Below are 24,638 nucleotides of genomic sequence, written 5' to 3'. Positions count from 1 at the left end.
TTTCAGCACCCGCTCTCAGAAGGACAACCATGCACCTCAAGCCACTCACGGTCGGACTGCTCTCCGCCGTCACGCTCGTCTCCCTCACCGGCTGCGTGCCGAACGCGCCGGCCGACTCCGCCGCCTCGCTCGCCGTCTCGAGCACGGACACCGACTGCACGGTCTCCGGTGACTCCGCCGCCAGCGGCCCCATCACCTTCGAGGTCACCAACGACGGCGAACGCGTCACCGAGTTCTACCTGCTCGCCGACGACGGACTCCGCATCGTCGGCGAGGTCGAGAACATCGCGCCAGGCACGAGCCGCCAGCTCTCGGTCGTCGCGCAGCCAGGCAGCTACTTCACCGTGTGCAAGCCGGGCATGCTCGGGGCCGGCATCGGCCAGACCGCCTTCTCTGTCTCGGGCGAGGCAGTCGCGGTCGCCGCCGACGACCAGGCGGCCTACGACGAAGCCGTCACGAGCTACACCGCCTACCTGCGCAACCAGGTCGCCGAGCTCGTCCCCCTCGTGGATCAGTTCACCACCGCCTACAAGTCGGGCGACGACGAAGCCGCGCGCGAGCTCTTCGCAGCCGCGCGCGTGCCATACGAGCGCATCGAGCCGACCGCCGAGGCCTTCGGAGACCTCGACCCGAAGATCGACTACCGCGAGGTCGATGCCGTCGCCGAAGGCCTCGACTGGACCGGCTTCCACCGGATCGAGAAGGACCTCTGGCAGCCGCAGCCCGGCGCCAAGAACTCCGACGACACCGACGCGTTCCTGGACTGGGCGCCGTCGACCACGGCGGAGCGCGCGCAGTACGCGGACCAGCTCGTCGCCGACATCCAGCAGCTCGCGGACCTCGTGAACAGCGACGAGTTCTCGATCTCCATCGAGGACATCACGAACGGCGCCATCGGCCTGCTCGACGAGGTCGCGACCGGCAAGATCTCGGGTGAGGAGGACTGGTGGTCCGGCACCGACCTCAGCGACTTCAAGGCGAACGTCGAGGGCGCGGAGGTCGCGTTCGGCATCGTCGAGGACGTCGCCCGGTCGAAGGGCGAGGACGGCATCGCGATCGCCGACTCGATCAGCACCGAGTTCACCGCGCTCAACGATCTGCTCGCGAGCTACGGCAGCTACGAGGACGGCTTCACCAACTACCGCGACCTCACCCCCGAGCAGGTGAAGGAGCTGTCGACCCAGGTCGACGCGCTCGCCGAGCCGCTCTCGCAGCTCACGACCACCGTGCTCGGGCTGCCGGCATAGCGTTCCCAGCGCACCCGGCCAGCTTGCGTGAGCATCCGCCTGTGGTCACCCCGAACGCGGTGACCACCCGCGGATGGTCACGCAAGCTGGCCACTCTCATCAGAACAACCCAGGAGGGCTGCCCGTGAGCGCAGGCGAGACCCCGAACGAACACGACGTCGAAGAACCGGCCCGCGGCCTGTCCCGCCGCGGTCTCCTCGGCCTCCTCGGCGCAGGCGCGGCCGGAATCGCCGCAGGTGGCGCCGGCGGCTTCGGGATCGCCGCGGCAACCGGTGCCGGTGCCACCTCCCACGCCGGCAGCGGAACCCAGTACCCCTTCGACGGCGAGCACCAGGCCGGCATCGTCACCCCGGCGCAGGACCGCATCCACTTCGCGACCTTCGACGTCCGCGAGGGAACGACGAGGGAGGACCTCGCGGAGCTGCTGCAGGACTGGAGCTACGCGTCGTCGCGACTCGTGCAGGGCCTCGACGTCTCCGCCTCCGGAGCCGTCGGAGGGTCGCCGCTCGCCCCACCCGACGACACCGGCGAGGCCCTCGGACTGCCGCCCTCGGCGCTCACGATCACCTTCGGCTTCGGCCCGACGCTCTTCGTCGACGGCGACGGGGTCGACCGCTTCGGCCTGGCCAGCAAGCAGCCGGCGAAGCTCACGCAGCTCCCACGCTTCTCCGGAGACGCGCTCGACAGCGCGCTCTCGGGCGGCGACCTCTGCATCCAGGCCTGCGCCGACGACCCCCAGGTCGCGGTCCACGCGATCCGGAACCTCACGCGCATCGGCTTCGGCCGCGTCATCCTGCGCTGGTCGCAGCTGGGCTTCGGGCGCACCTCGTCGACCTCGACGAGCCAGGCCACACCTCGCAACCTCTTCGGCTTCAAGGACGGCACCGCGAACGTCAAGGCGGAAGAGACGAGCGCCACGACGGAGCACGTCTGGGTCGCGCCAGGCGACGGCGCCGACTGGCTGGCCGGCGGCTCCTACCTCGTGGCGAGGCGAATCCGCATGATGATCGAGTCCTGGGACCGGGTCAGGCTCGAGGAGCAGGAGCAGATCATCGGCCGCGACAAGCGCGCCGGGGCGCCGCTCAGCGGCGGCGAGGAGTTCGCCGAACCCGACTTCGCGGCCGAGAGCAGCACGACGTTCGGGCAGTCGGCGATCGACGCGAACTCCCACGTCGCGCTTGCGCACCCCACCAAGAACGCGGGAGCTCGGCTCCTGCGCCGCGGCTACAACTTCGTCGACGGCAACGATGAGCTCGGACGCCTCAACGCCGGCCTCTTCTTCCTGTCCTACCAGCGAGACCCGGAGCAGTTCATCCGCGTGCAGCAGTCGCTCAGCACCGACCTCCTCAACGAGTACATCAAGCACACCGGAAGCGGCATCTGGGCGATTCCCCCTGGCGCTCGCGAGGGCGGGTACGTCGGGGAGACGCTCTTCGGCTGACTCGATGGGTGGGCGAGCGGATGCGGCCCAGAACGTTGCGCGCCCGTTGCCGACCCCATACCCGGCGCTCAGGCGCCTCATAGCTCCTCCATAGATCAAGGAGGAGACTAGAGGCATGCCTCCCACCGATCAGTCGAGCTCGCGACTCGGCCCGATGCTCAAGGCGGCCGACGGGTCCGCCATCCGAGTGCTCGTCGTCGACGACGAGCCCTCGCTCACCGACCTCCTCAGGATGGCGTTGCGCTACGAGGGCTGGGAAGTGCGCACCGCCGCGGACGGGGCATCCGCGGTGAAGGTCGCCCGCGAGTTCAAGCCGCACGCTGCCGTGCTCGACATCATGCTCCCCGACACGGACGGGCTCTCGCTGCTGCACCGCATCCGCGCCGACGACGAGACGCTGCCCGTGCTGTTCCTGACCGCGAAGGACGCGCTCGCCGACCGACTCGCGGGGCTCACAGCCGGCGGCGACGACTACGTCACGAAGCCCTTCAGCTTGGAGGAGGTCATCGCGCGCGTGCGCGGCCTCGTCCGACGCTCCATGCTCACGCAGGGCGGCGCCAACGACCCCGTGCTGCGCGTCGGCGACCTCAGCCTCGACGAGGAGAGCTACGAGGTGCGCCGCGGCGACGACCTCATCGAGCTCACGGCCACCGAGTTCGAGCTGCTGCGCTTCCTCATGCGCAACCCCCGCCGCGTCCTCTCGAAGGCGCAGATCCTCGACCACGTGTGGAGCTACGACTTCGGCGGGCGCGAGACCGTCGTCGAGCTGTACATCTCCTACCTGCGCAAGAAGGTCGACGCCGGCCGTGAGCCCATGATCAGCACGGTTCGCGGCGTCGGCTACATGCTCAAGGCCACGGAATGAGCGCGCCGGGAGGCGCATCCCCTGCAGCTCTGCCCCCGAATGCTCCACCGTCGGGCGTGGATGCAAGGCGCGAGCGTGCGCCGCTGACCCTCCGGCGTCGACTCGTCCTCGGACTCGTCGCGACGCTCGTCATCGTGACCGCCGTCATCGGCGCCGTGAGCGTGACGCTGCTGCACAACGTGCTCGTCGACCGGCTCGACCAGCAGCTTTCCTCTGCGAGCGACCGCGGGCGCGAAGGCGCGTCCGGTCCCGGCGACACGGGTGGACCCCTCTCCATCACCCCGAACGCGACGTTCGTGCTGAAGCTCCCCGGCCAGGCAGAGGGCACCGTCGGCGCGGTCATCGACGAGGACACCGTCATCTCGGCGGGCGCCCTCAACAGTCTCGGCGAGGTCGTGCTGATCTCCCCGGCCACCGCCGAGGAACTTGCGAGCGTCCCACAGGATGGGCAGGCGCACACCGTCACCGTCCTCGGTATCGGCGAAGTCAGGGCGCAGGCGAGCGAAGGGCCGGCCGGATACGGCGTCGTCATCGCGCTCCCGCTCGGCGACGTCAACGCGACGACGACGACGCTGAGCCTCATGATCGCCCTCATCGGACTCCTCGGCATGGGGCTCGCCGCGATCTTCACGTCGCGTTGGATCCGCGCATCCATGGCACCGCTCGAGCGGGTCGAGCATCTCGCGACCAGCATCTCGAAGCTGCCCCTCACCTCGGGCGACGCCGCCCTCGACGTACGGGTCGAACCGCGCGACGCGGACCCGCGCACCGAGGTCGGGCGCATGGGCCAGGCCTTCAACACGATGCTCGGGCACATCTCCCGCGCCTTCACCGCGAGGGAGGCGAGCGAAGCGAAGATGCGGCAGTTCGTGGCGGATGCGAGCCACGAGCTGCGCACCCCCCTCGCGTCCATCCGCGGCTACTCCGAGCTCACGCGCCGCAGCCGCGCAGACCTGCCGGAGGACACTGCTCGCGCGCTCGAGCGGATCGACTCGGAGTCCGTCCGCATGACCGCGCTCGTCGAGGAGCTCCTGCTGCTGGCCCGCCTCGATGAGGGTGTCGACGTCGAGCACGGGACGGTCGACCTGTCGCTCATCGCCCTCGAGGCGGTCGGCGACGCGCACGCTGCGTGGCCGAAGCATCGGTGGAACCTCGACATCCCAGGCGTCGCCATCGAGGTGACGGGAGTCGACGCGCAGCTGCGCCGAGTCGTCTCGAACCTCCTCGCCAACGCGAACGCGCACACCCCGGCGGGAACGAACGTCACCCTGACGCTCGGCGTCGAGGGCAGCAACGCCGTGCTCAGCGTCGTCGACGACGGGCCAGGCATCGACCCCGGCGTGCTCGAGCACCTCTTCGAGCGGTTCGTGCGCGGCGACGTGTCTCGCACGCGCGGCGAGACCGAGGCGAGCTCCATCCCGGTCACCCGCGGCACGGGACTCGGCCTCTCGATCGTGAAGAGCGTGGTGGATGCGCACGGCGGCACGATCTCCGTCGACAGCCGCCCTGGCGAGACGCGCTTCACGGTGCGCCTGCCGCTCGCCGAGCCTCAGCCCTCGCGGGGCTGAGCCCCGCGCGAGGTCGAGCCCGCCCCGACGCCGAGCCGAGCCCGTCCCGACGCCGAGCCCGCCCCGACGGCGAGCCCGTCCGCCCGCGAGGCCGAGCCCGCCCCGACGGCGAGCCCGTCCGCCCGCGAGGCCGAGCCCGCCCCGACGGCGAGCCCGCCCGCCCGCGAGGCCGAGCCCGTCCGCCATCCGCCCATCCGTCGTCAGATGGGGCGTTTTCGACCCGTCGCGGCGAGCAACACGCGGCCAAAGTGACCTTTTCGTGGGTAGCTCCGCTGGGGTGGGGGTGCGCGGAGGTGGATGCGCGCGGGGATGGAGCGGCTGCGGTGCGCGCGTACTCGGGGCCCGCGCGGGGCGGGAGTAGGGCCGGTGAGCGCCGCCCGCCCGCCATCCGCCCATCTGCCGTCAGATGGGGCGTTTTCACCCCGTCGCGGCGTGCAACACGCGGCCAAAGTGACCTTTTTGCCGGCAACTCCGCGCTGCAGTGCGGGCGCAGATGCGCGCGCAGGGCGCGGAGGTGCGCCGGGGACGGATGTGCGCGGGGAGGACGCGCGGGGGTCAGATGCGCGCGGGGATGATGCGGCTGCGGCGAGCGCCTGCTCAGGGCGACTCTGCCAGCTGGAATCCACCCCCGGCGCTCGGGGTTCGCGCGTCGGCTCGCGAGCGACGCGCATCCACGATGATCTGAACCGCGGCCCAGCACGCGACGGCGACGGACGCGAGTGGCGCGATGAACGGCAGGCCTGGCACGCCGAGCCCCACGGTCAGGGCGAGCACAAGTGACCCGCCTACCGCGAGGATGGCGCTGACGGGCCTCGACGCGGGGATCAGCGCGGTGAGCGGGATGGTGGGTGCCGCGCCGATGCAGAGGGCCGCGAGCACCCAGAGCGGCTCTTGCGCCGGATGGCCTGCCCCCGCGAGCTGCGAGCCTGCCTCGAGCAGCAGCGCGGCCACGAGGAACGCACCGCCGACCAGCCAGCGCCTTCCGAACCGGCGGAAGAGCATCCACGCTCCGACGGCTGCGAGCGGAACCACGACGAGGCAGCCGAGGGCCAACCCGACGTTCATGGCGTGCGTCGAGTCGCGGAACGCCAGACTCCAGCTGCTGCCGCCGATGGCGAGCGCCGCGCAGAACGCTCCGGCCAGCGCCGTCAGGGCCGCGAGGACCAACAGGATCAGGAAGCGGGCTCGGCGCTGTCGGGCTCGGCCATGCACGGGGCGGTCTGGGCGAGCAGACCGCTGCGACGTCCGGGCGCCTGCGGTCTCCCTGCTCACGTCGATCGCGCTCAGGACGAGCATGGTTCCCGCTGCGAGCGGCATGATCGACGGCATCATGCTCGTGATGAACAGGGCGACGAGGCAGCTTGAGGAGATGACTCCGGCAAGCATCCACGCCTCGAAAGCGGAACGATTCCGTCGTAGCAGGCCCCGGAAGACGATGCTCAGCGCAGCGATCCCGAGCGTGCCGGCAACCGCGAGCCAGAAGGAGGTGGAGTCTCCGAACCAGGTGCTCGTCGCTCCCGGCAGAAGGTTGTCATCCGCTTCCTCCCATCCGATCGACCAGCTCAGGCGCGCGCACGCGGCGGCCGCGGCGTGCAGCACCCAGAGCGCGAGTGCCGAGAGCGCGGCCGGGGCGGTGAGCTTGCCACCGTGGCGGCGTCCGAACATCATGACGGTCAGGAAGAGCAGGAGCAGGCCTAAGGACTCCTGAAACCCGGTGATGCCGAGGCGCAGCCAGGTCGGTTCCATGAGCGCGCTCACGAAGATGGTGGCCATCGGGATGAGGCTCACGATCAGCGCTGCGACCGCGACACCGAGCGTCGCCCCCGGTGTGGCCCGGGCGGCGAGGCCATGCACGCGGATCGACCAGGCGTCCGCGAGCGTCGGCTTCGTCTTGCCGCGCTCGACGGCGTCCTCGAGGAGCACCGCGAGCAGGTACTCGCCGTTCTCCTCCCGCCAGGCGCGCGGATACCAGCGAAGCAGGCGCTCGAACCTCGTGCTGAGGGATGCGCTCACCAGGCGCGGCCGAGACGCAGGGCCGGGGAGGGGCGAACGGCAGGCGAGGGGCCACGCTTCAGCGCCGTCGCGGCGACCTGCGCGCGAGCCGCAAGAGCCTCGGTCTCCGCCACCAGGTCGTGGTGTCCCTGCGGGGTGAGCTCGTAAGAGCGGCGGGCGCGGCCATCCACGATCTCGTCGCCTGCCTTCTGGATGCGCTGCTCGCGTTCGAGGCGCTCGAGCGCCGCGTAGAGGGTGGTCGCGCGCAGCGTCGCGGTGCCGCCGCTGAGGCGTTCCACGTCGCGCATGATCGCGTAGCCGTGCTGACGCCCGGCGGCGAGGGCGGTGAGGATCCAGAACGTGGACTCGGTCATGGTTGCCATGCACAGGAATATACCCGCCATTGGACTATCTGGCCACGCGCCCACGCTCCGCCGCCCTTTCTCCGCCGCCCGCATCCGCTTGGCCGCCCGCTCTCCGCCATCCGCCGCCAGATGGGTCAGTTTCACCCCGTGGCGGCGCGCAACACGCGGTGAAAGTGACCTTTTCGAGGGGTGGGTAGGTGTGTCCGCGCGGGAGCGCGGGTGCGCGGCGCGGGCGTGGGTCCGAGCGGGCGCGGGGTCGCGCGGGCGGGTGGGGTCGCGGCGTGGGCGTGGATCCGCGGCGCGAGCCCGCGGCCGGGGCGCTACGCGACGACGGGAGGCCGGTCGGCGCGCTCCGGCGCATCCTGGAACGCGGCCTTCGGCACGAAGCAGAGGGCGATCGCGGCGGCGACGGCCGTGAGCCCGCACACCGTCCACACCGTGAAGTACCCGGCGAGCGAACCGGCCGTCCCCTCGTCGGCTGGCGCATTCGCGAGCGTGCCGAGCAGGGCGATGCCGAACACGCACGACGCCATCGCGCCGCCCAGCGTCTTCACCGAGTTGGTGAGGCCCGTCGCGACGCCCGTCTGCGTCGCGGGTGCGGCCGCCGCGGCGGCCGATGGCAGCGCGGCGACGAGCGCCCCCGAGCCGATGCCGGCGATGACCATGTTGGTGACCGCCTGCAGGTAGCCGTCGTGGAACGGCAGGAACAGGAGGTAGCCCGTCGCGACGAGACCGCTCGCGCCGATGAGTGCGACGCGGGGTGCGAGCAGCTTCGTGACCTGCGAGTAGAGCAGCGCCCCCACGACCATCGAGAGCACGTAGGAGCCGATGAGGATCGACGTCTGGCCGGCGGATGCGCCGAGCCCGTAGCCGTACACGCTCGGGTCGGTGCGTGCGAACGTCGAGAGGGGTGCCTGCGCGCCGAGCACGCTCACGCCGAAGAGCCCCGCTGTGAGGAACACGGGCCAGAGCGCCGACGACCGGAACAGGCGCACGTCGATGAGGGGGTCTGGGCGTCCGAGCTCGACGCGCGCGAAGAGCGCGAGCCCGGCGAGGCCGAGCAGGACGACGAGCCACGAGGAGAGGTCGCCGGGGCCGGTGACGCGGAGCAGGCTGAGGCCGCCCGTGAACGAGAGGAGGGCGAAGCTGAGGAGCAGGAGGCCCGGGTAGTCGAGCTTGCCGCCGACCGGGCTGGGCGATTCCTTGACGCCGAAGAGGATCACGAAGAAGCAGAGGGCGACGGCGATCGCCGGGATCAGCAGGAGAACCTGCACCGGCAGCGACTCGGCGAGCGCTCCGGCGCTGAGCGCGCCCGCGATGGCACCGAGCTGCAGGGCGGCGACGAGCACGCCGGCGGAGGTTCGGGTCAGTCTGGCGGAGTTGGGCCGCTCGCGAGTCCGCGACCAGATGAGTGCGATCTCGAGGGGCAGCCAGATGACGTAGAAGCCCTGCAGCGCCCAGGCGACGAGGAACATCCAGAACTCCTGCGCGAAGACCAGGCCGAACGAGGCGAGGGCTGTCACCGCGGTCGAGGCGAGCAGCACCTTGCGCTGGCCGATCATGTCGCCGAGCTTCGCGAGCACCGGCACGACGAGCGCCGATAGCATGAGCTGCGCGCCCTCGAGCCAGTTGACGTCGGCGTCGTGGATGCCGAGGTGACGCGCGATGTCGGTAAGCAGCGGGGTGTAGTAGCCCTGCAGGATCCCGCTCGTGAACTCCACGAAGGCTAGGAACCCGACGATGCCGGCGATGGAGGCGAAGCCGGTGGAGCGGAGACGGTGCACGGTGGTGCCTTTCCTCGAGGGGCTCTCGGTGTCGGGATGTCAGAGGGAGCGCAGCAGCGTCGTGTGGAACTTCACGCCGGCGTGGAGGCTCGCGATCGAGACGCGCTCGTCGACCCCGTGGATGGCGGCCCGCTGCGCGGCGTCCATGGCGAGCGGCGCGAAACGGTAGGTGGCGGGCGCGAAGCGCTGGAAGTGCTTCGCGTCGGTCGCGGCGAGCGTGATGTACGGGGCCGCGATGGCCTCCGGGTACGCGGCTCGCGCTGCGCCCTGCAAGAGGCGGAACTGCGGGTTGTCGGTCGGCGCGATCGTGGTGGGCTCGTTCGGGTCGGTGGTGCGGATGCGCACCTCGCGGTCCCGGATGGCGCGTCGCACGTGCCGTACGGTGCTGGCGACGCTCTCGCCGGGCGCGATGCGGCAGTTGAGGGTGGCGCTGGCGCTCGCGGGGAGCACGTTGTCGGCGGTGCCGCCGCTGAGGCGTGTCGTCGCGAGGGTCGTCCGGACGAGCGCGGCGGCGTCACCGCCGAGGCGGGCGAGTGCGTGCGCTGCGAGCTGGGGTGCCCTGGTGAGGGTCTCGAGGATGACCTTGCCGGAGCCGTGCGCGTGCGGCGTGAACGTCGCGAACATCTCACGGGCCACCGGGTTCAGGCGGGCGGGGAACGGGCGTCGCTCGACGCGAGACACCGCCCTCGCGAGGCGCGCCGTCGGTGTCAGCCCGGAGGGTGCTGAGGCGTGCCCCGCGTCGCCGCTCGCCTCGAGGATGACGTTGACCGAGCCCTTCTCGCCGACCCCGATCATGGCGGCTGGCACGTCGATGAACGGCAGGGGAGCATCCACCACGGCACCGCCCTCGTCGAGCACGAGCCACGGTGTCAGGCGGCGCTCGCGGAAGAGCGCGGCGGCCGCGGTGGCGGCGCCGGAGTGCGTCTCCTCGTCGCCGCCGAACCAGAGGTACACGTCGCGCGGGGGCGTGTGGCCCTCTGCGAGCAGCGCCTCGACGGCCTCCATGATGACGCAGAGCGGCCCCTTGTCGTCGAGCGTTCCGCGGCCCCAGACGGAGCCGTCGGCGATGACGCCGTCGAACGGCGGATGCGTCCAGCCCTCGGCTTCGAAGGCGGGGACGACGTCGAAGTGCGCCATGAGGACAAGCGGGCCGGATGCCATCGCGTCGCTGCTGCTGCCGTCGCCGAGGCTCGGGCTGCCCGGCCAGCGGTAGAGCACGCCCCGTTCGGTCACGAGCTCGCGCTCGAGTTGGGCGTTCGCGAGCGGGTACAGCTCCTGCAGGAGCGCGAGGAACTCCGCGAACGGGGCGAGGGCGTCGGTTGCGTCGGCGTCGGCGTCTTCGACGGTGCGCACGCGGACCATCCGGGAGAGGCGCGCGGCGATGCCGTCGACGCCCTCGTCGTCGAGGGGGTGGCGGTCCGGGCGGTGCGGATCGAGCATGTCGTCAGTGTAGGTCGCGCCTGGGCCGTCGCTGCGTGGCGGCGGTGGAGGGGGTGTCAGCTGCCAGGGCGGCGCGCTCCGGCGGTGTCGCGGTTCTCGACCTCGGCGAGCCAGGTGCCGAGGATGCGGGCGAGGGCCGCCCGGTCGTCTGCGCTCACGTCCCCGAGGAGCCGCTCCTCGTTCTCGAGGTGTCGTGTGTAGGCCGCGTCGATGAGCTCGAGCCCGCGCTCGGTGAGCTGCACGACCCGGCCCCGGCCATCCGCATCGCTCACCCTTCTCGTGACGAGGCCCGCCCCTTCGAGCCGGTCGACGCGCTTCGTCATGGCGCCCGTCGTGACCATGGTCGACGCGGCGAGCTCGCTCGGGGTGCGCTCGAAGGGGGCGCCGGCTCGTCGCAGGGTCGCGAGCACGTCGAAGTCGCCTTCGCCGAGTCCGTACTCGCGGTAGACGCGTGTGAGCTCTTCCGTGAGGTGGATGCCGATGCGGTGGATGCGGCCGATGACGCCCATGGGGGAGGCGTCGAGGTCGGGGCGCTCGCGCTCCCACTCGGCCAGGATCTGGGTGACGCGGTCGTCGGGTGCTCGCATGTTGCCAGCATACCTTCCGTGGAAGCTAGAGTGTCTTCCATGGAAGCTAAATGGCGCTGGATGCTCATCACCGCGATCGCACCGATCGCCTGGGGGAGCAACTACACCGTGATCGGGGCGTTCCTGCCCGCCGACTCACCTCTCTGGGGCGCCGTGCTCCGTGCGCTCCCAGCGGGGCTGGTGCTCCTGCTCGTCGGCAGGAAGCTGCCCGAAGGGGCATGGTGGTGGCGCGCGCTGGTGCTCGGCACGATCAACATGAGCGCGTTCTTCGCGCTCGTGTACGTCGCCTCCCAGCTGCTGCCGTCGAGCATCGCCTCGATGATCATGGCGGTCTCGCCCATCGTGATGATGCTGTTCGCCGCTTCGATGCTCGGTGAACGGCTGCGAGCGCTCCCCGTCGCCGGCGCCGCGGTGGGGCTCCTCGGGGTCGTGCTCATGCTCGCGGCCGGGTCGACCGCCATCGACTGGCGGGGTGTGCTCGCCTCCGTCGCGGCAATGGCGCTCGCCTCATTCGGCTTCGTGCTCGTCAAGCGGTGGGGGAGCGACGTCAGCCTCCTGCCCCTGACCGCCTGGCAGCTGATGGGTGGTGGCCTCGTGCTGCTGCCCGTCGCGCTGCTTGTCGAAGGGCCCCTGCCCAGCTATGACGGACCCGCGATCGCCGCGCTCGCGTACGTCGGACTCTTCTCGACGGCACTCGCCTACCTCGCCTGGTTCGGCGGGCTCAAGAACCTGCCGGCGGGCACGACGGGGCTCATCGGCCTCCTCAATCCCGTGACGGGGGTCGTGCTCGGAACGCTCCTGGCGGGCGAGGTGCTTGAGGGTCAGCAGGCCATCGGGATGGGGCTCGTGCTCCTCGGGATCCTGCTCGGCCAGCCGATCATCCTGCCGCTGGTCCGGGGCGTTCGGCGCAGGTGGGGCCGCCGGAGCGCGAGAGGGACGGGGCGCGAACGTCGACGAGCACCTTCATGGCCCGGCCGCTCTCGAGCGTCGCGAAGGCGTTCGCCGTCTCGCCCAGGGGCACCGTCTCGGTGATGAGCGCGTCGGCGGGGATGACGCCGCGTGCGAGCAGCGACGCGGCCCGCTCGAAGTCCTCGCGCTCGTAGACTCGCGCCCCGACGATGGTGAGCTCGCGCCAGAACACGCGGTGCAGGTCGATGGGGCGCGGCTGCGGGTGGATGGCGACTATCACGAGCGTGCCCCGCACCTTCACGAAGCTCGTCGCGGTCAGCACTGCCGCCGCGGATCCGGAGACCTCGAACACCACGTCGGCGCCGGCCCCGCCGGTCCAGGTCTCGATGGCGTCGGCGGCGTCGGGGGAGGTGGGGTCCGCGACCTCGATGCCGAGCGCCTCCGCGGCAGCCCGACGCTGGGGGTCGAGTTCGAAGAGCCGGACCTCCGCTCCCGCCTCGCGTGCGACGGTGGCGATGAGCACCCCGATGGGGCCCCCGCCGATGATGAGGGCATTGTCGCCCGCCGTGAGCCCAGAGCGCCGGACGTCATGGGCGGCGACTGCGACGGGCTCGACGAGCGCAGCGTGCGCGAGCGACATACCCTCGGGCAGTCTGACGAGGGTGGATGCCGGCACGTTCCAGTACTCCTGCAGCGCGCCCGTCGAGTCGATGCCGATGAAGTCGAGGTTCTGGCAGATGTGGCTATGGCCCGCGAGGCAGGCGGGGCACGTGCCGTCCCAGGCGAGCGGCATGACGGTCACGGCATCGCCGTCGGCCCAGCCGTCGACGCCGGGGCCGACGGCGGCGATCGTGCCGCTCATCTCGTGGCCGATGATGCCGCTGTGGGTGATGCGCTGATCCATCGCGCCGTGCAGAATGTGGAGGTCGGTGCCGCAGATCCCGACGTAGGCCACGGCGATCTGCACTTCTCCCTCGCCGGGTGGCACGCTCGTGCTCGTGCGGATCTCGATGGTCTTCTGGCCGACGTAATGTGCTGACAGCATCGTTGCTCTCCCGGTCGAATCTTCAATAGGTGATACATAGTACCAATTGTTGGCAGCGCTACCAGAATTCCTTGCTCTAACGTCAGACGTATGATGTAATCGCATCAGCCCCGACCTGCGGGCAGCAGTCGTCAACGACGTCGACCAGAAAAGGACGCACAATGTTGCAAGATTCGTCCCAGAAGCGCCGCAGCAGGCGCATCGCCACCATCGCGGCAGCTGCTGCCTCAGCTCTCCTGCTCGCCGGATGCTCCGGGGGAGCCGGCGGCGAAGTCAACAGCGAATACGGCTTCGCGACTGCAGAGCAGGTCGCCGACAGCCCCATCATGGTCTGGGTCGACGCGGCCCGCGAGCCGGCCATCGCCGCCTTCAAGGAAGCCAATCCCGACGTCCCGATCGAGTACGAGGTCTACGACGGCAACGCCGGCGGCAGCGGCACCTTCCAGACCCGCATCGCCCTCATGGACCAGGCCGGCGAGGGCTGGCCCGACGTGGTGTTCTCCACCCAGCAGAACGACGCCTCGTGGGCCTCGCAGCCCGCGCCGGGTGGCGGGCAGGGCTTCGCGGCTCCCCTCAACCAGGGCTTCTTCGACCAGGAGTTCCTCGACGGCTTCTCCGCAGGCGCCCTCGACCCCTCCACGATCGATGACACCGTCTACGGGCTCCGCAACGACCTCGCGCAGGTCGTCACCTACTACAACCAGCCGCTCCTCGACCAGTTCGGCTACGAGGTGCCCACCACGTGGGAGGAGTACGGAGAGCTCGGCGACAAGCTCGCGGCAGAGCACCCCGGCTACATCCTCGGCAGCGTCGGCGACGCCTTCATGCCCTACGTCTACTACCAGGGCACGCAGTCACCCGTCTTCCAGACCGAAGGCGACACCTTCGTCGCCGACATGGAGGCCTCGAACTCCGTCGAGATCAGCAAGATCCTCGACAAGATGATCGCCAACGGCACGATCGTTCAGGACAGCGTCTTCAGCGCCGAGTTCACGTCCAAGTACGCCGACAAGGTCGTCGTCATGCCCGGGCCGGTCTGGTACACGGGCGCCGTCTTCCAGAGCGCCCTTCAGGTCCCGGAAGGTCAGCTGGGCGTGGCAGCTCCCCTCGCCTGGGAGGGCGAGGAGATCGCCACCGGCAACGTCGGCGGCGGCATCTGGTACGCCTCGAGCCACACGCAGAACCTCGAATCGGTCAAGACGTTCCTCGAGTTCGCGGTGAGCGCCCCCGAGTTCCAGGTCGAGCTCTCGAGCGGCTACCCCGCCTACTCCTCCGCCGCCGAAGGATGGCTCGGCAAGCTCGCCGAGACCAACTACTTCATCGACGGATTCGAGCAGCAGATGATCGACGCCGGCGGCAGCATCTGGAGCGGCTGGGCATCCGCACGCTTCAGCCCGGAGACCGCCTGGGCGACCACCGTCATGCCGGCGATCGCAGACGGCAAGACCATCGAGTCGGTCCTCCCGGACTGGCAGACCGAAGTGCTCAACGAAGCACAGGTGAACGGGTACACGGCCGCCGAATGACCTCCACCCAGGCTGCACCCGCGGTCGGCGCCGCTCTCCTGAGCGACGCCGACCCGGCGGGGCCGAAGAAACCACGCACGGCGAAGCGCAAGCGCGCCGCCAACCCACTCGCGAACGAGACCCGCTTCGGCTACGTCTTCATCAGCGGCTACGTCCTGCTCCTCCTCGCCTTCGGGATCATCCCGACCCTCTACGCGGTCTTCCTGTCCATCACCAAGGACGGCGTCTTCGTCGGAATCGACAACTTCGTGCGGGTCTTCGGCGACTACCGATTCCTGCCCGCCGTCGGCCACGTCACGCTCTACATCGTGTTCTGGCTCATCAGCCTCATCATCCTCGTGACGTTCCTGGCGATCATCGTGCACTCGATCCGCGCCAAGTGGCTGAGCGTGAGCATCCGCTTCCTCTACTACATTCCGGGAGCCATCGCAGGGGCGTCGAGCGTCATGCTCTGGCTGTTCCTGCTCGACCCCACCGTCAGCCCCGTCGCCGGCCTGCTGCGCGCGATGGGCTACGACTCGCTCATCCGCACCGTCTCCATCGACAACCTGCCCATCGTCTTCACGGTCATCGCGTTCTGGACCGGCGCTGGCAGCTGGATCGTCATCATGTACGGCGCCCTCAACAACATCAGCAACGAGGTCATCGAAGCAGCCAGGGTCGACGGAGCCAACCCGCTCCAGGTCGCCCTCTACATCCAGCTGCCCATGATGACCAAGTGGATCTCCTACATGGGCATCATGTCGCTCGCCGCGGGAACGCAGCTCTTCGTCGAGCCGAGAGTGCTCTCGCAGGCCAGCCGCGGCGTCGTGCCAGAGGACTACTCGCTCAACCAGCTCGCGTACCTCTACGCGTTCAAGCAGGGCGACTTCTCCGGCTCGGCCGCCATCTCCATCACGCTGCTCGTCGTCGCCCTCGCGCTCTCGACGGTCTTCATCCTCAAGGGAAAGCTGTTCGAACGTGACTGACACCGTGCACACCAGGAACGTCGAGCACCAGGACACGGCGCATCCCGTCACCAAGGCGCTCGCCCGCAAGCTGACGCCGGGCGAGTGGATCATGCGCATCGTGCTCGGCGCCGTCATCGCCTCGTTCGTCGTGTTCTTCCTGCTGCCCATCGTGTGGCTGCTGCTCGCGGGCACCAAGGATGCGCGTTCGCTGCTGCTCGAGAACCCCATGTCGTTCGGCTCGTTCGAGCAGCTGGCCGCGAACTGGGAGCAGCTCTTCAGCTTCCAGAACGGCATCTTCCTCACGTGGATCGGCAACTCGGCCCTGTACTCGTTCGGCGCGCTCGTGATCACGCTCATCGTGAGCGTTCCCGCCGGCTACGCGCTCGCGCTCGGCAACTTCCCTGGCCGCAAGGCGCTGCTGCTCGTGACGCTCATCGTCATGCTCATCCCCAACACGGCACTGGTGCTGCCGATCTTCCTCGAGCTGAGCGCGGTGAAGCTCATCGGGTCGCCGCTCGCCGTGATCCTGCCCTTCTCGTTCTTCCCCTTCGGCGTGTACCTGACCTACATCTACTTCTCGACGGCCGTCTCGCGTGACCTGCTGGATGCGGCGCGCATCGACGGTGCGAGCGAGCTGCGGGTCTTCGCGCAGGTCGCGATGCCGCTCGCGGCGCCCGTCATCGCCCTGGTCGGGTTCTTCAGCTTCACGGGCAACTGGAACAACTACTTCCTGCCGTTCCTCATGGTCGGCGGCAAGAACGTGCCGGTGCAGGTCGGCCTCGCCAACCTGCTCTCGAACGTGCCCCAGTTCAACCCCACGACGGCCACGAGCATCGTCATCGAGCTGCCGACGCTGGCCCTCGCGACGCTGCTCTCGGTTGCGCCGATCGTCATCATCTTCCTGTTCTCGCAGCGCTTCCTCGTCTCCGGGATGACCGCGGGCGGCACGAAGGGATGAACGGCGAGACGCTCTCCGCAGTGGATGCGGGTCCCGGCGGCGGCGGACGCCGCGAGCTCGCGGCGCGCATCCCCGTCGACACGCACGTGCACCTCTGGGACCGCTCGCTTGTGCCGCAGACCTGGATCGACCCTGACTCGATGTCGGCCATCGACCGGGACTTCTCGGGCGACCACCTGTCGGAGCAGCTGCGCGAGGCGGGCATCTCGCGCGCCGTGGTCGTGCAGTCCGACCGCACCCTCATCGAGAACGACTACCTCTTCGACGAGGCTCAGCGCACCCCGGAGCTCGCCGGAGTCGTGGGCTGGGTCGACCTGCGGGCCGGAGCTGCGGGCGTGCGCATCCAGCTGGACGTGCTCAGCGGGCACGCGGGCTCGTCGAAGCTGGTCGGCATCCGCCACCCCGTGCACATCGACGAGGACGAGCGCTGGCTCTCGCGCGACGACGTCGCCGACGGTCTCGCCGAGCTGGGCGCGCGGTCGCTCGCGTTCGACCTCGTGATCCGGCCGTGGCAGCTCGAGCAGGCGGCCCGGCTCGCCGCCCGAGTGCCTGGCACGAGCTTCGTGCTCGACCACCTCGGCAAGCCGCCCCTGTCGACGGGGGAGCTCGACGCCTGGAACGCGGGCCTGCGGCAGCTCGCGGCGCTGCCGAACGTCGCCGCCAAGGTCTCCGGCCTCACGATCGAGGACGACTGGGGCGACTGGTCGCAGGAGGCGCTCGAGCGCGCGATCGACCCCGCGCTCGAGCTGTTCGGACCGTCCCGCCTCATGTTCGGCTCCGACTGGCCGCTCGTGCGCCTCACGCGTGGTGGCTACCGGGGCTGGATCGACGCGTATCGATCCGCCACGTCCGCCCTCAGCGCCGACGAGCAGCGGCAGATCGACGCCGGCACCGCCGAGCGTGTCTACGGAATGAGCGGGGTGGCGTCGTGAGCGCCGCCGACGGCCCTGCCGGGATCGGGGTCGGACCTCTGGAGTCCGCATCCGCCCCCGCCGACTCGCGAGCAAACAGCGGAGGCCTCGAACGGCGACGCCTCGGCGAGACCGACGTGCGCGTGAGCCGCATCGGCTTCGGCGCCGCCTCCCTCGGCAACCTCTACCGCGAGACGGGTGACGAGGAAGCGGCGGGTGCCGTCGCCGCGGCGTGGGAGGAAGGCATCCGCTTCTTCGACACGGCACCGCACTACGGGCTCGGGCTCTCGGAGCGGCGCCTCGGCGCGGCCCTCGCGGCCTACCCGCGCGACGAGCTCGTCATCTCGACGAAGGTCGGCCGCCTGCTGGTGCCCAACCCGAATCCGACGGGCGTCGACGACGGATTCGTCGTGCCCGACGACCTCACACGGGCCTGGGACTTCAGCCGAGACGGCGTGCTCCGCAGCCTCGAGGGCAGCCTCGAACGGCTCGGCACCGACCGCGTCGATATCGTCTTCGTGCACGACCCCGACGCGTTCGGCGAGGGCGCCGCCCGCGAAGCCCTCGTGACGATCCGTGAGCTGCGCGACGAAGGTGTCGTCGGCGCCATCGGCGTCGGCACCAACGAGACCCACCAGCTCGGCGAGCTCTTCGACGAGCGCCTCATCGACGTCGCCATGCTCGCCGGCCGCTACACGCTCCTCGAGCAGCCGGGCCTCGACGCCGTCCTCGAACCCGCCAGGCGCTCCGGCGCCTCCGTCATCGCGGTCGGCGTCTACAACTCGGGCCTCCTCTCGACCCCACGCCCAGGATCGGACGCCGTCTACAACTACCTGCCGGCCCCGCCGGAGGTGCTCGAGCGGGTGCACCGCATCGCCGAGCTCTGCGAGCGGCACGGCGTCACGCTCCCGGATGCGGCACTCGCGTTCCCTCTGCAGCACCCCGCCGTCGCCGGCATCGCCCTTGGCATGCGGAACGCGGCCCAGGTGCACGACAACCTCAGGCGCGCATCCGTCGCCGTGCCGGACGAACTCTGGCGCGACCTCGCCGACCACAGGCTCATCGACCCGAGAAGCCTCACCACCGACCACCAGGAGGACCCCAAGTGAGATTCGTTCAGCGCCGTGACGGCAACCGAGTCGTGCCAGGCATCGTCGACGACGACCACGTCTACGACCTCGCCGGCGTCGATTGGGTCGACGGCGCGCTCCTCGCCCGCTCCGACGACGAGCTCGGCGAACTCGAAGCGGCCGCCCTCGGCACCGCCGGCCGTGAGCTCGAGGGCCTCGATCTCGCGGCCCCCATCGCGCGCCCCGGGAAGATCGTCTGCATCGGCCTCAACTACCGCGACCACGCCGCAGAGACCGGCGCCGCCATCCCAGAGGAACCCGTCATCTTCATGAAGGACCCGTCGACGATCGTCGGCCCCTTCGACGCCGTGCGCATCCCCCGCACCTCCGTCAAGACCGACTGGGAAGTGGAGCTCGGCATCGTCATCGCCCGAGAGGCCCGCTACCTCGCCTCGCCGGACGCCGCCGCCGCCGTCATCGGCGGCTACGTGCTCTCCCACGACGTCAGCGAGCGCGAGTTCCAGCTCGAACGCGGCGGCCAGTGGGACAAGGGAAAGAGCTGCGAGACCTTCAACCCCCTCGGCCCGTGGGTCGCGACGCCGGACGAGATCGCCGATGTGCAGGCCCTCGGCCTCCGCCTCAGCGTCAACGGCGTCCCGCGGCAGAACGGCACGACCGCCGACCAGGTCTTCGACGTCAACCACGTCGTCTGGTACCTCAGCCAGTTCATGGTGCTGCAGCCGGGCGACCTCATCAACACGGGCACTCCCGCCGGTGTCGCCCTCGGCATCGAGGGCAACCCCTACCTGCGCGACGGCGACGTCGTCGAGCTGTCCATCGACGGCCTCGGCACCGCCCGCCAGCGCTTCGAGGACGCCTCGTGATCGCGTCCGCGTCGGCGTCCGCGTCGGCGTCCGCGGTCCCCGGCGCTGTCGCCACCAGCCGTCTGCGGATGGGTTTCGCGCTTCGGGATGGCTTGCACGCCATCCCGAAGCGCGAAACCCATCCGGAAACAGCGGGATGCTCGGAGGCAGCGGGATGCTCGTCGCGCGCGGGGGTGGCGGCGTGAGCGGCGGCGACAGCAGGAGCAGCGGCGGGACTGACCGCGACGGAGAGTTCGGCGGGAGGGTCGCGATCGTCACGGGCGGCGCATCCGGGATCGGCGCCGCCGTCGCCGAGGAGCTGCTGGCTCGCGGCGCGCAGCTCGCCGTGTTCGACCTCGACGGGGCCTCGGTTGCAGGGCCCGCACTCGGCGTGAGCGTCGACGTGTCCGACCGGGCCTCGGTGGATGCCGGTGTCGCGGCCGTGCTCGACCGCTTCGGGCGACTCGACGTCGTCGTGAACTGCGCGGGCATCGGCGCCTTCGGCACGGTCGAGGACTCGAGCGACGACGATTGGGCGCGAGTGCTCGACGTCAACGTGCGGGGCGTCGCCCGCGTGTGTGCGGCAGCGATGCCGGCGTTGCGCGAGTCGGACGCGGCGGCCATCGTGAACCTCACCTCGATCGCCGCGACGACGGGAATCCAGCAGCGCGCGCTGTACTCGGCGACGAAGGGCGCCGTTCACGCGCTGACGCTCGCGATGGCGGCCGACCACGTGCACGACGGCATCCGCGTCAACGCCGTCTCGCCGGGCACGACCGACACGCCCTGGGTGCAGCGGATGGTCGCGAACGTCGCCGATCCGGAAGCGGAACGCGCCGCCATGAACGCCCGCCAGCCGACGGGCAGGCTCGTCACGCCGGCCGAGGTGGCAGGGGCGGTCGCGTACCTCGCGTCGCCGCTCTCCGCGTCGACGACGGGCAGCGTCCTGTCGGTCGACGGGGGATTCGGCGGGCTCCGAGTGAGACCCGTGCAGGCGTGACTCGGACGGTGCGTCCGGTGAGGCGCATCCGGTGAGGCGCGAGCGGCGAGCGCCCCGCTCTCCTCACCGGATGCCGCTCACTGCACGCCGCTGGTGGTGACCGTGACGGTCCACGGCCCGTCCGGCACCTCTTCGGCGTCGACGAATGCCCAGTCGACGCGGTCGTTCGTGCCGTTCAGAGAGTCGAATGCGAGGCAGCCGTTGACGGCGGGGGAGACGTCGAGGCCCGCCCCATTGAAGCGCGTGTTCGCGGGGCGCTCGTCGGCGTCGCCGAAGACATAGCGGGCGTCGTCGTAGAGGGCGGGGCCGGCGTCCTGGATCTGCGCGTAGCAGTACCGGCCGTCGCGGTGGAGCACCACCCAGCGGTTCTTCATGAGGCTCACCGTGCGGTCGTCGACGATGCCCGCATACTCGGGGTCCGACGCCCAGGGGACGACGTCGCCGCGCATCGCGAAGGCGGCGTCGTCGTGCACGTCGTCGAAGGGGAGGTCGAGATAGAAGGGGTTCTGCAGCGGCGTGATCTGCGTTGGGAAGTAGTCGTCCTCGGCGATGCGTCGCTCGGTCTGGCAGGTGCTCGTCTCGTTCGGCCCGTTGATGAGGAGGCCATCGCATCCGCCATACGACTCGTACCACCGGGAGTCGTAGGTGGAGATCATCTGGCTCCCGTCGGACGCGTTCGGGTCGAAGAGCTCGCCGACCCAGAAGGTCGTCGCGATGATGTCCGTGTGCCACGGGTACTGGCCGCTCGGGAGCTCCCGCGGCGCGGAGGCGGGGGTAGGGGTAGGGGCGGGCGCGGCCGCGCAGCCGACGAGCGCGAGCAGGAGCACGGCTGCCGTGATGCCGCTTCGGCGGGCGCGCTTCATACGGCGACCGCCGCGCCGGGCCGGATGCCGCCGGGAGCGGTGCCCGGCGGCATCCGCTGCGCCCCCGGGGTGCCGCCTGCGGCGTACATGCCGATGTCGTCGACGCGCAGGACGCCGTCTTCGAAGAGGCTCAGGCCGAAGCTCATGCCCGTGTAGCCGGGCGGGATGGGCGGCGTCATCCAGATGGCGCGCTCGTACCCGGATGCGGCGTGCAGGTAGGGGCTCGCGGTCCAGTACTCCCAGCTGCCCTCTGCCGTGCGCAGGTAGGTGACGAACTGGGTCTTGGCGGTCGAGGAGTACCAGGCGCGCAGCGAGTAGGAGGTGCCAGGCAGGACGGTGGGCGCGCAGGTCCCGAGGTCGAGTTGGGGGAGGAGCTTCGCGTCGCCGGAGGCGTGTCTGACGGTGGCGACGATGCCGGCGTACTCGCCGGAGTTGGCGGCTCGGCTGGTGCCGAAGTCGGTCGCGTTCTCTCCCCAGTTGCCCTCCATCCAGCAGGCGGGAACCCCGTCGGCGTCGACGCCCTCGAAGCCCGCGTTCTTGACGGCGTTGACGCCGGGCGGTGCTGGGGCTGCTTCCGGGGCGTCGCCCCGGGGGCGGACGTCGCCGCCCATGGTGTCGCCGACGGTCTGCACGACCGTGCCGTTCGTCTCGGCGCGGGGCGTCAGCCATCTGAGGAAGTCGTCGAGGAGCTTCGGGGTGACGTTGAGCTCGCTGCAGCCGGTCTCGCAGAGGTCGTGGAAGGTGAGCTGCACCCATCCGCCGACGGATTCGGCGCTCGTGACGCTGTCCTGCAGGTCTTCGAGGGTCCAGCTGCTGTCGACCTGCGCGGGTGCCTCGGTGTAGAAGGCGTTCCTGGGCGGGATGCTCTCGGCTTCGGCGCACTGCTCGCACCCGAATCGGGTGCGGAGCTCTCCGAGCGAGCGGGCGCTGGAGTAGCCGCATTCCTCGGCCGCCGCTTCGACCTCCGGGGTGGTGGAGGCGAACGGATACGCGAGGCTGCGCACGTCATACCCCCAGGTGAGGAGCGTGTTCCTGTCCCAGCACAGCTGGCGTTTCGCCTCGTCGAGCGGGAGGGCCGCGAGGTTGGGATGGTCGACGGTGTGCCCGCCGATCTCGTGGCCGGCACGGGCCAGCTCGTCGAGCTCGGCGCGCGTGAAGTAGCCGGGCGCGTCGATGAGTCCGGATGAGACGAAGAACGTCGCTGGCACGCCGTTCGCGGCGAGCACGGGGGCGGCGTTCATCTGGTTGTCGCGGCCGTCGTCGAAGGTGAGGCTGACGACGGTCCACGGAGCGGGCGCGGCTTCGGCCGGCGGCGGTCCGGCCCAGCTCAGCAGCAGCGCGACGCAGAGCGCCGCCGCGGCCGACATGGCGCCCGTGAGCTTGGCGCGTCTGCCGCCCGCCTCACGCGGCCGGAGTCGGGACGCGCGCACTGCTCTGGGGTCCTCTCAGGGGCATCGGGGGAGACGGCATCTCCGAGATCCTGCTGTGCAGCTGGGGTGAGGAGAGCTCGCGGCCGCGCCGCCGCCACCGGTCCGCGAGATGTCGGGCCTCGATGCTGTAACCGTCGCCGAGGATGCGGAACTTGTGGATGTGCGCGGGGAGCGCGTCCACGTCGCTCGCGATGAACGCCTCGTTGGCGGTCCTGGCGTGGACGAGCGGGGAGCCGTGGGCGGCAGCGGCAAGGTGCCCGCGGCCGGCTTCGAGGACGATGATGCCGCAGTTCCCGTCGAGGCGGGCCACGGCGAGGTCGAGTGCTGAGTGCGCGGAGATCCGGCGTCGGATGCCCTCCTCGACGAGATGCGCGATGATCTCGGCGCACGACCAGGAGTCGTGGCCCGAGCGTGGGTGGTGTCCGGCGGCGAGCAGCTCGTCGCTGAGGGCTCTCGCGTTGCGGATGCCGCCCGTGTGGACGACCGTGATGCCGCCCGTGCAGTCTGTGGCGGGCTGGCGGGAGTCGGTCGCGGCCTCTGACGCGTCGGCGACGATGACGCCGATGCCGGACCCGCACTCCTGGAGTGCCGGGGGCACGTCGATCCGCTCGAGCGGGCGGTTGGTGTGGGCGCCGATCGCCGTCCTGACGAGCGTCGTGCTCGCCCCGCGGTAGTCGCTGAGCGTCAACCCGGCGAGGGAGTGCCCTGGCCCCGACTGCCGACGCAGGGCGCTGATGAGGCGCGGTGCTGCCTGGCCCGCCCCGATGCGGGCGACGATGGCGCTCACGATCGACCGACGGGGGTCGCCGGCTCCCGGTTCGCGAGACGCATGACGTCGGCGGAGCGAGCCCCCTGGGAGCGGACGTAGCCGGCGACGCGGTCGACGATCTCGGCGAGCGTCGTGCTGGGCACGTAGCCGACCCGGTTCGTTGCCTTGGTGTTGTTCGGGACGCGCCTGCGCATGTCCTCGAAGCCGGTCGCGTATGCCAGGTCGTACGGCACGAACTCGATGGTGCTGTCGCTGCCGAGCTGCGTGATGATCTGCCGCGCGAGCCCGAGCACGGACACCTCCTGCGCCCCGCCGAGGTTGTACGCCTCGCATCCGGGTTCCGCGAGCTCCGCGATCCGCACCATAGCTGGCACGATGTCCCCGACATAGCTGAAGCAGCGGGTCTGCGCGCCGTCGCCGAAGACGGTGACCGGCTCTCCTCGAAGCGCCTGCGTGATGAGGTTGGGGACAACCATGCCGTACCTGCCGGTCTGCCGCTCGCCGACGGTGTTGAACAGGCGGACAATGGACACGTCGAGGTTGTACTCGTCGGAGTAGGCCTTCGCGAAGGACTCGTCGAGCCCCTTCGCGGCCGCGTAGTTCCAGCGGCTGGCGAGCGGGGAGCCGAGGATCCGGTCGCTGTTCTCGTCGAGGCTGTCTGCCGTGTTCTTGCCGTAGATCTCGCTCGTGGACACGAGGAGCACCGAGGCGCCGCTTCCCACGGCGGCGTTGAGCACGTTCTCGGTGCCGTGGAGGTTGACACGCAGCCCTCGAAGGGGGTTCTCGACGATGAGCTTCACCCCGACGAGGGCTGCGAGATGGAAGACCCGGTCGCAGCCGTCGATCGCCTCGCGCACGCTCCTCGAGTCGAGGATCGAGCCGTAGGTGATCGTGAGCCGCGGGTTGGAGCGCGCTTCGATGAGGTTGCCGACGGACCCCGTCGACATGTCGTCGAGGATGACGACGTCGTCGCCCTGAGCCAGCAGATGTTCCACGAGGTGGCTGCCGACGAAGCCGGCGCCTCCCGTCACGAGTGTTCTCATGGTCGTTGCCTT

Annotated in this window: 21 protein-coding genes and 1 pseudogene; 12 read left to right on the top strand and 10 right to left on the bottom strand. The window is 70.4% G+C overall.

Annotated features, from left to right (window positions below; genetic code table 11):
• Positions 1 to 29: 29 nt before the first annotated feature.
• The 4 genes from efeO (at position 30) to ITJ61_RS20290 (ending at position 5,121) form a co-directional block, all read left to right on the top strand.
• Complete coding sequence (efeO, locus tag ITJ61_RS09400; RefSeq protein WP_104240219.1) at positions 30 to 1,247, top strand: iron uptake system protein EfeO; 1,218 nt, start codon at positions 30 to 32, stop codon at positions 1,245 to 1,247.
• A gap of 124 nt (positions 1,248 to 1,371) precedes the next feature.
• Positions 1,372 to 2,688, top strand: a complete 1,317-nt coding sequence (efeB, locus tag ITJ61_RS09395) for an iron uptake transporter deferrochelatase/peroxidase subunit (protein ID WP_323744330.1) — start codon at positions 1,372 to 1,374, stop codon at positions 2,686 to 2,688.
• A 115-nt stretch (positions 2,689 to 2,803) separates the two neighbouring features.
• Positions 2,804 to 3,553 carry a response regulator transcription factor gene (locus ITJ61_RS09390; RefSeq protein ID WP_104240221.1) on the top strand — a complete coding sequence of 250 codons (750 nt, stop codon included), beginning with the start codon at positions 2,804 to 2,806 and terminating at the stop codon, positions 3,551 to 3,553.
• Positions 3,554 to 3,609: 56 nt separating this feature from the next.
• Positions 3,610 to 5,121, top strand: a complete 1,512-nt coding sequence (locus tag ITJ61_RS20290) for a HAMP domain-containing sensor histidine kinase (protein ID WP_323744329.1) — start codon at positions 3,610 to 3,612, stop codon at positions 5,119 to 5,121.
• A gap of 597 nt (positions 5,122 to 5,718) precedes the next feature.
• Here ITJ61_RS20290 and ITJ61_RS09380 read toward each other — a convergent pair.
• From ITJ61_RS09380 to ITJ61_RS09360, 5 genes are all read right to left on the bottom strand, one after another.
• Entirely contained in the window at positions 5,719 to 7,134 is a 1,416-nt protein-coding gene (locus ITJ61_RS09380) for a hypothetical protein (protein WP_194686030.1), read from the bottom strand.
• A complete protein-coding gene (locus ITJ61_RS09375; protein ID WP_104298163.1) occupies positions 7,131 to 7,496 on the bottom strand; it encodes a PadR family transcriptional regulator in 366 nt (121 codons plus the stop codon). Before ITJ61_RS09375 ends, ITJ61_RS09380 begins: the two co-directional genes overlap by 4 nt.
• Before the next feature lie 302 nt (positions 7,497 to 7,798).
• Positions 7,799 to 9,262 carry an MFS transporter gene (locus ITJ61_RS09370; protein WP_194686029.1) on the bottom strand — a complete coding sequence of 488 codons (1,464 nt, stop codon included), beginning with the start codon at positions 9,260 to 9,262 and terminating at the stop codon, positions 7,799 to 7,801.
• Positions 9,263 to 9,301: 39 nt separating this feature from the next.
• Positions 9,302 to 10,702, bottom strand: coding sequence for a M20/M25/M40 family metallo-hydrolase (locus ITJ61_RS09365; protein ID WP_194686028.1), 1,401 nt, complete (start codon positions 10,700 to 10,702; stop codon positions 9,302 to 9,304).
• Positions 10,703 to 10,758: 56 nt separating this feature from the next.
• The gene (locus tag ITJ61_RS09360; RefSeq protein ID WP_194686027.1) at positions 10,759 to 11,289 is read right to left on the bottom strand and encodes a MarR family winged helix-turn-helix transcriptional regulator; all 531 of its coding nucleotides are present in this window, start codon (positions 11,287 to 11,289) and stop codon (positions 10,759 to 10,761) included.
• Positions 11,290 to 11,328: 39 nt separating this feature from the next.
• Between ITJ61_RS09360 and ITJ61_RS19825 the strand changes: the two are divergent.
• Positions 11,329 to 12,144, top strand: a pseudogene (locus tag ITJ61_RS19825) (EamA family transporter); the annotation flags it as partial.
• Positions 12,145 to 12,166: 22 nt separating this feature from the next.
• On the opposite strand, the gene ITJ61_RS09355 reads toward ITJ61_RS19825, so the two are convergent.
• Complete coding sequence (locus tag ITJ61_RS09355) at positions 12,167 to 13,243, bottom strand: zinc-dependent alcohol dehydrogenase (RefSeq protein WP_194686026.1); 1,077 nt, start codon at positions 13,241 to 13,243, stop codon at positions 12,167 to 12,169.
• A 161-nt stretch (positions 13,244 to 13,404) separates the two neighbouring features.
• Between ITJ61_RS09355 and ITJ61_RS09350 the strand changes: the two genes are divergently transcribed.
• From ITJ61_RS09350 to ITJ61_RS09320, 7 genes are all read left to right on the top strand, one after another.
• Positions 13,405 to 14,769, top strand: a complete 1,365-nt coding sequence (locus ITJ61_RS09350) for an ABC transporter substrate-binding protein (RefSeq protein WP_104244893.1) — start codon at positions 13,405 to 13,407, stop codon at positions 14,767 to 14,769.
• The gene (locus ITJ61_RS09345; RefSeq protein WP_228496640.1) at positions 14,766 to 15,737 is read left to right on the top strand and encodes a carbohydrate ABC transporter permease; all 972 of its coding nucleotides are present in this window, start codon (positions 14,766 to 14,768) and stop codon (positions 15,735 to 15,737) included. The genes ITJ61_RS09350 and ITJ61_RS09345 overlap by 4 nt, the downstream gene beginning before the upstream one ends.
• Positions 15,730 to 16,677 (top strand): carbohydrate ABC transporter permease, encoded by a 948-nt coding sequence (locus tag ITJ61_RS09340; RefSeq protein ID WP_258063562.1) that lies wholly within the window; start codon positions 15,730 to 15,732, stop codon positions 16,675 to 16,677. Before ITJ61_RS09345 ends, ITJ61_RS09340 begins: the two co-directional genes overlap by 8 nt.
• Complete coding sequence (locus tag ITJ61_RS09335) at positions 16,674 to 17,609, top strand: amidohydrolase family protein (RefSeq protein ID WP_194686025.1); 936 nt, start codon at positions 16,674 to 16,676, stop codon at positions 17,607 to 17,609. The genes ITJ61_RS09340 and ITJ61_RS09335 overlap by 4 nt, the downstream gene beginning before the upstream one ends.
• Entirely contained in the window at positions 17,606 to 18,697 is a 1,092-nt protein-coding gene (locus ITJ61_RS09330) for an aldo/keto reductase (RefSeq protein ID WP_323744327.1), read from the top strand. Before ITJ61_RS09335 ends, ITJ61_RS09330 begins: the two co-directional genes overlap by 4 nt.
• Entirely contained in the window at positions 18,694 to 19,542 is an 849-nt protein-coding gene (locus ITJ61_RS09325; protein WP_194686024.1) for a fumarylacetoacetate hydrolase family protein, read from the top strand. Before ITJ61_RS09330 ends, ITJ61_RS09325 begins: the two co-directional genes overlap by 4 nt.
• 136 nt (positions 19,543 to 19,678) lie before the next feature.
• On the top strand, positions 19,679 to 20,521 hold the full coding sequence (locus ITJ61_RS09320; RefSeq protein ID WP_228496639.1) for an SDR family NAD(P)-dependent oxidoreductase: 843 nt from the start codon (positions 19,679 to 19,681) through the stop codon (positions 20,519 to 20,521).
• A gap of 77 nt (positions 20,522 to 20,598) precedes the next feature.
• Here the strand turns inward: ITJ61_RS09320 and ITJ61_RS09315 are convergent, their stop codons facing one another.
• The 4 genes from ITJ61_RS09315 to ITJ61_RS09300 are packed head-to-tail and all read right to left on the bottom strand — an operon-like array spanning position 20,599 to position 24,626.
• The gene (locus ITJ61_RS09315; RefSeq protein WP_194686023.1) at positions 20,599 to 21,384 is read right to left on the bottom strand and encodes a hypothetical protein; all 786 of its coding nucleotides are present in this window, start codon (positions 21,382 to 21,384) and stop codon (positions 20,599 to 20,601) included.
• Positions 21,381 to 22,814, bottom strand: coding sequence for a polysaccharide deacetylase family protein (locus ITJ61_RS09310; protein ID WP_194686022.1), 1,434 nt, complete (start codon positions 22,812 to 22,814; stop codon positions 21,381 to 21,383). The genes ITJ61_RS09315 and ITJ61_RS09310 overlap by 4 nt, the downstream gene beginning before the upstream one ends.
• Positions 22,786 to 23,601, bottom strand: a complete 816-nt coding sequence (locus tag ITJ61_RS09305) for a hypothetical protein (RefSeq protein WP_194686021.1) — start codon at positions 23,599 to 23,601, stop codon at positions 22,786 to 22,788. Before ITJ61_RS09305 ends, ITJ61_RS09310 begins: the two co-directional genes overlap by 29 nt.
• Positions 23,598 to 24,626, bottom strand: a complete 1,029-nt coding sequence (locus tag ITJ61_RS09300; RefSeq protein WP_104307751.1) for an NAD-dependent epimerase/dehydratase family protein — start codon at positions 24,624 to 24,626, stop codon at positions 23,598 to 23,600. Before ITJ61_RS09300 ends, ITJ61_RS09305 begins: the two co-directional genes overlap by 4 nt.
• Positions 24,627 to 24,638: the final 12 nt, after the last annotated feature.

This window comes from Pseudoclavibacter sp. VKM Ac-2888, assembly GCF_015351285.1.
In the GTDB taxonomy this organism is placed as follows: domain Bacteria; phylum Actinomycetota; class Actinomycetes; order Actinomycetales; family Microbacteriaceae; genus Pseudoclavibacter.
This window is presented reverse-complemented; position numbering and strand designations above follow the sequence as displayed.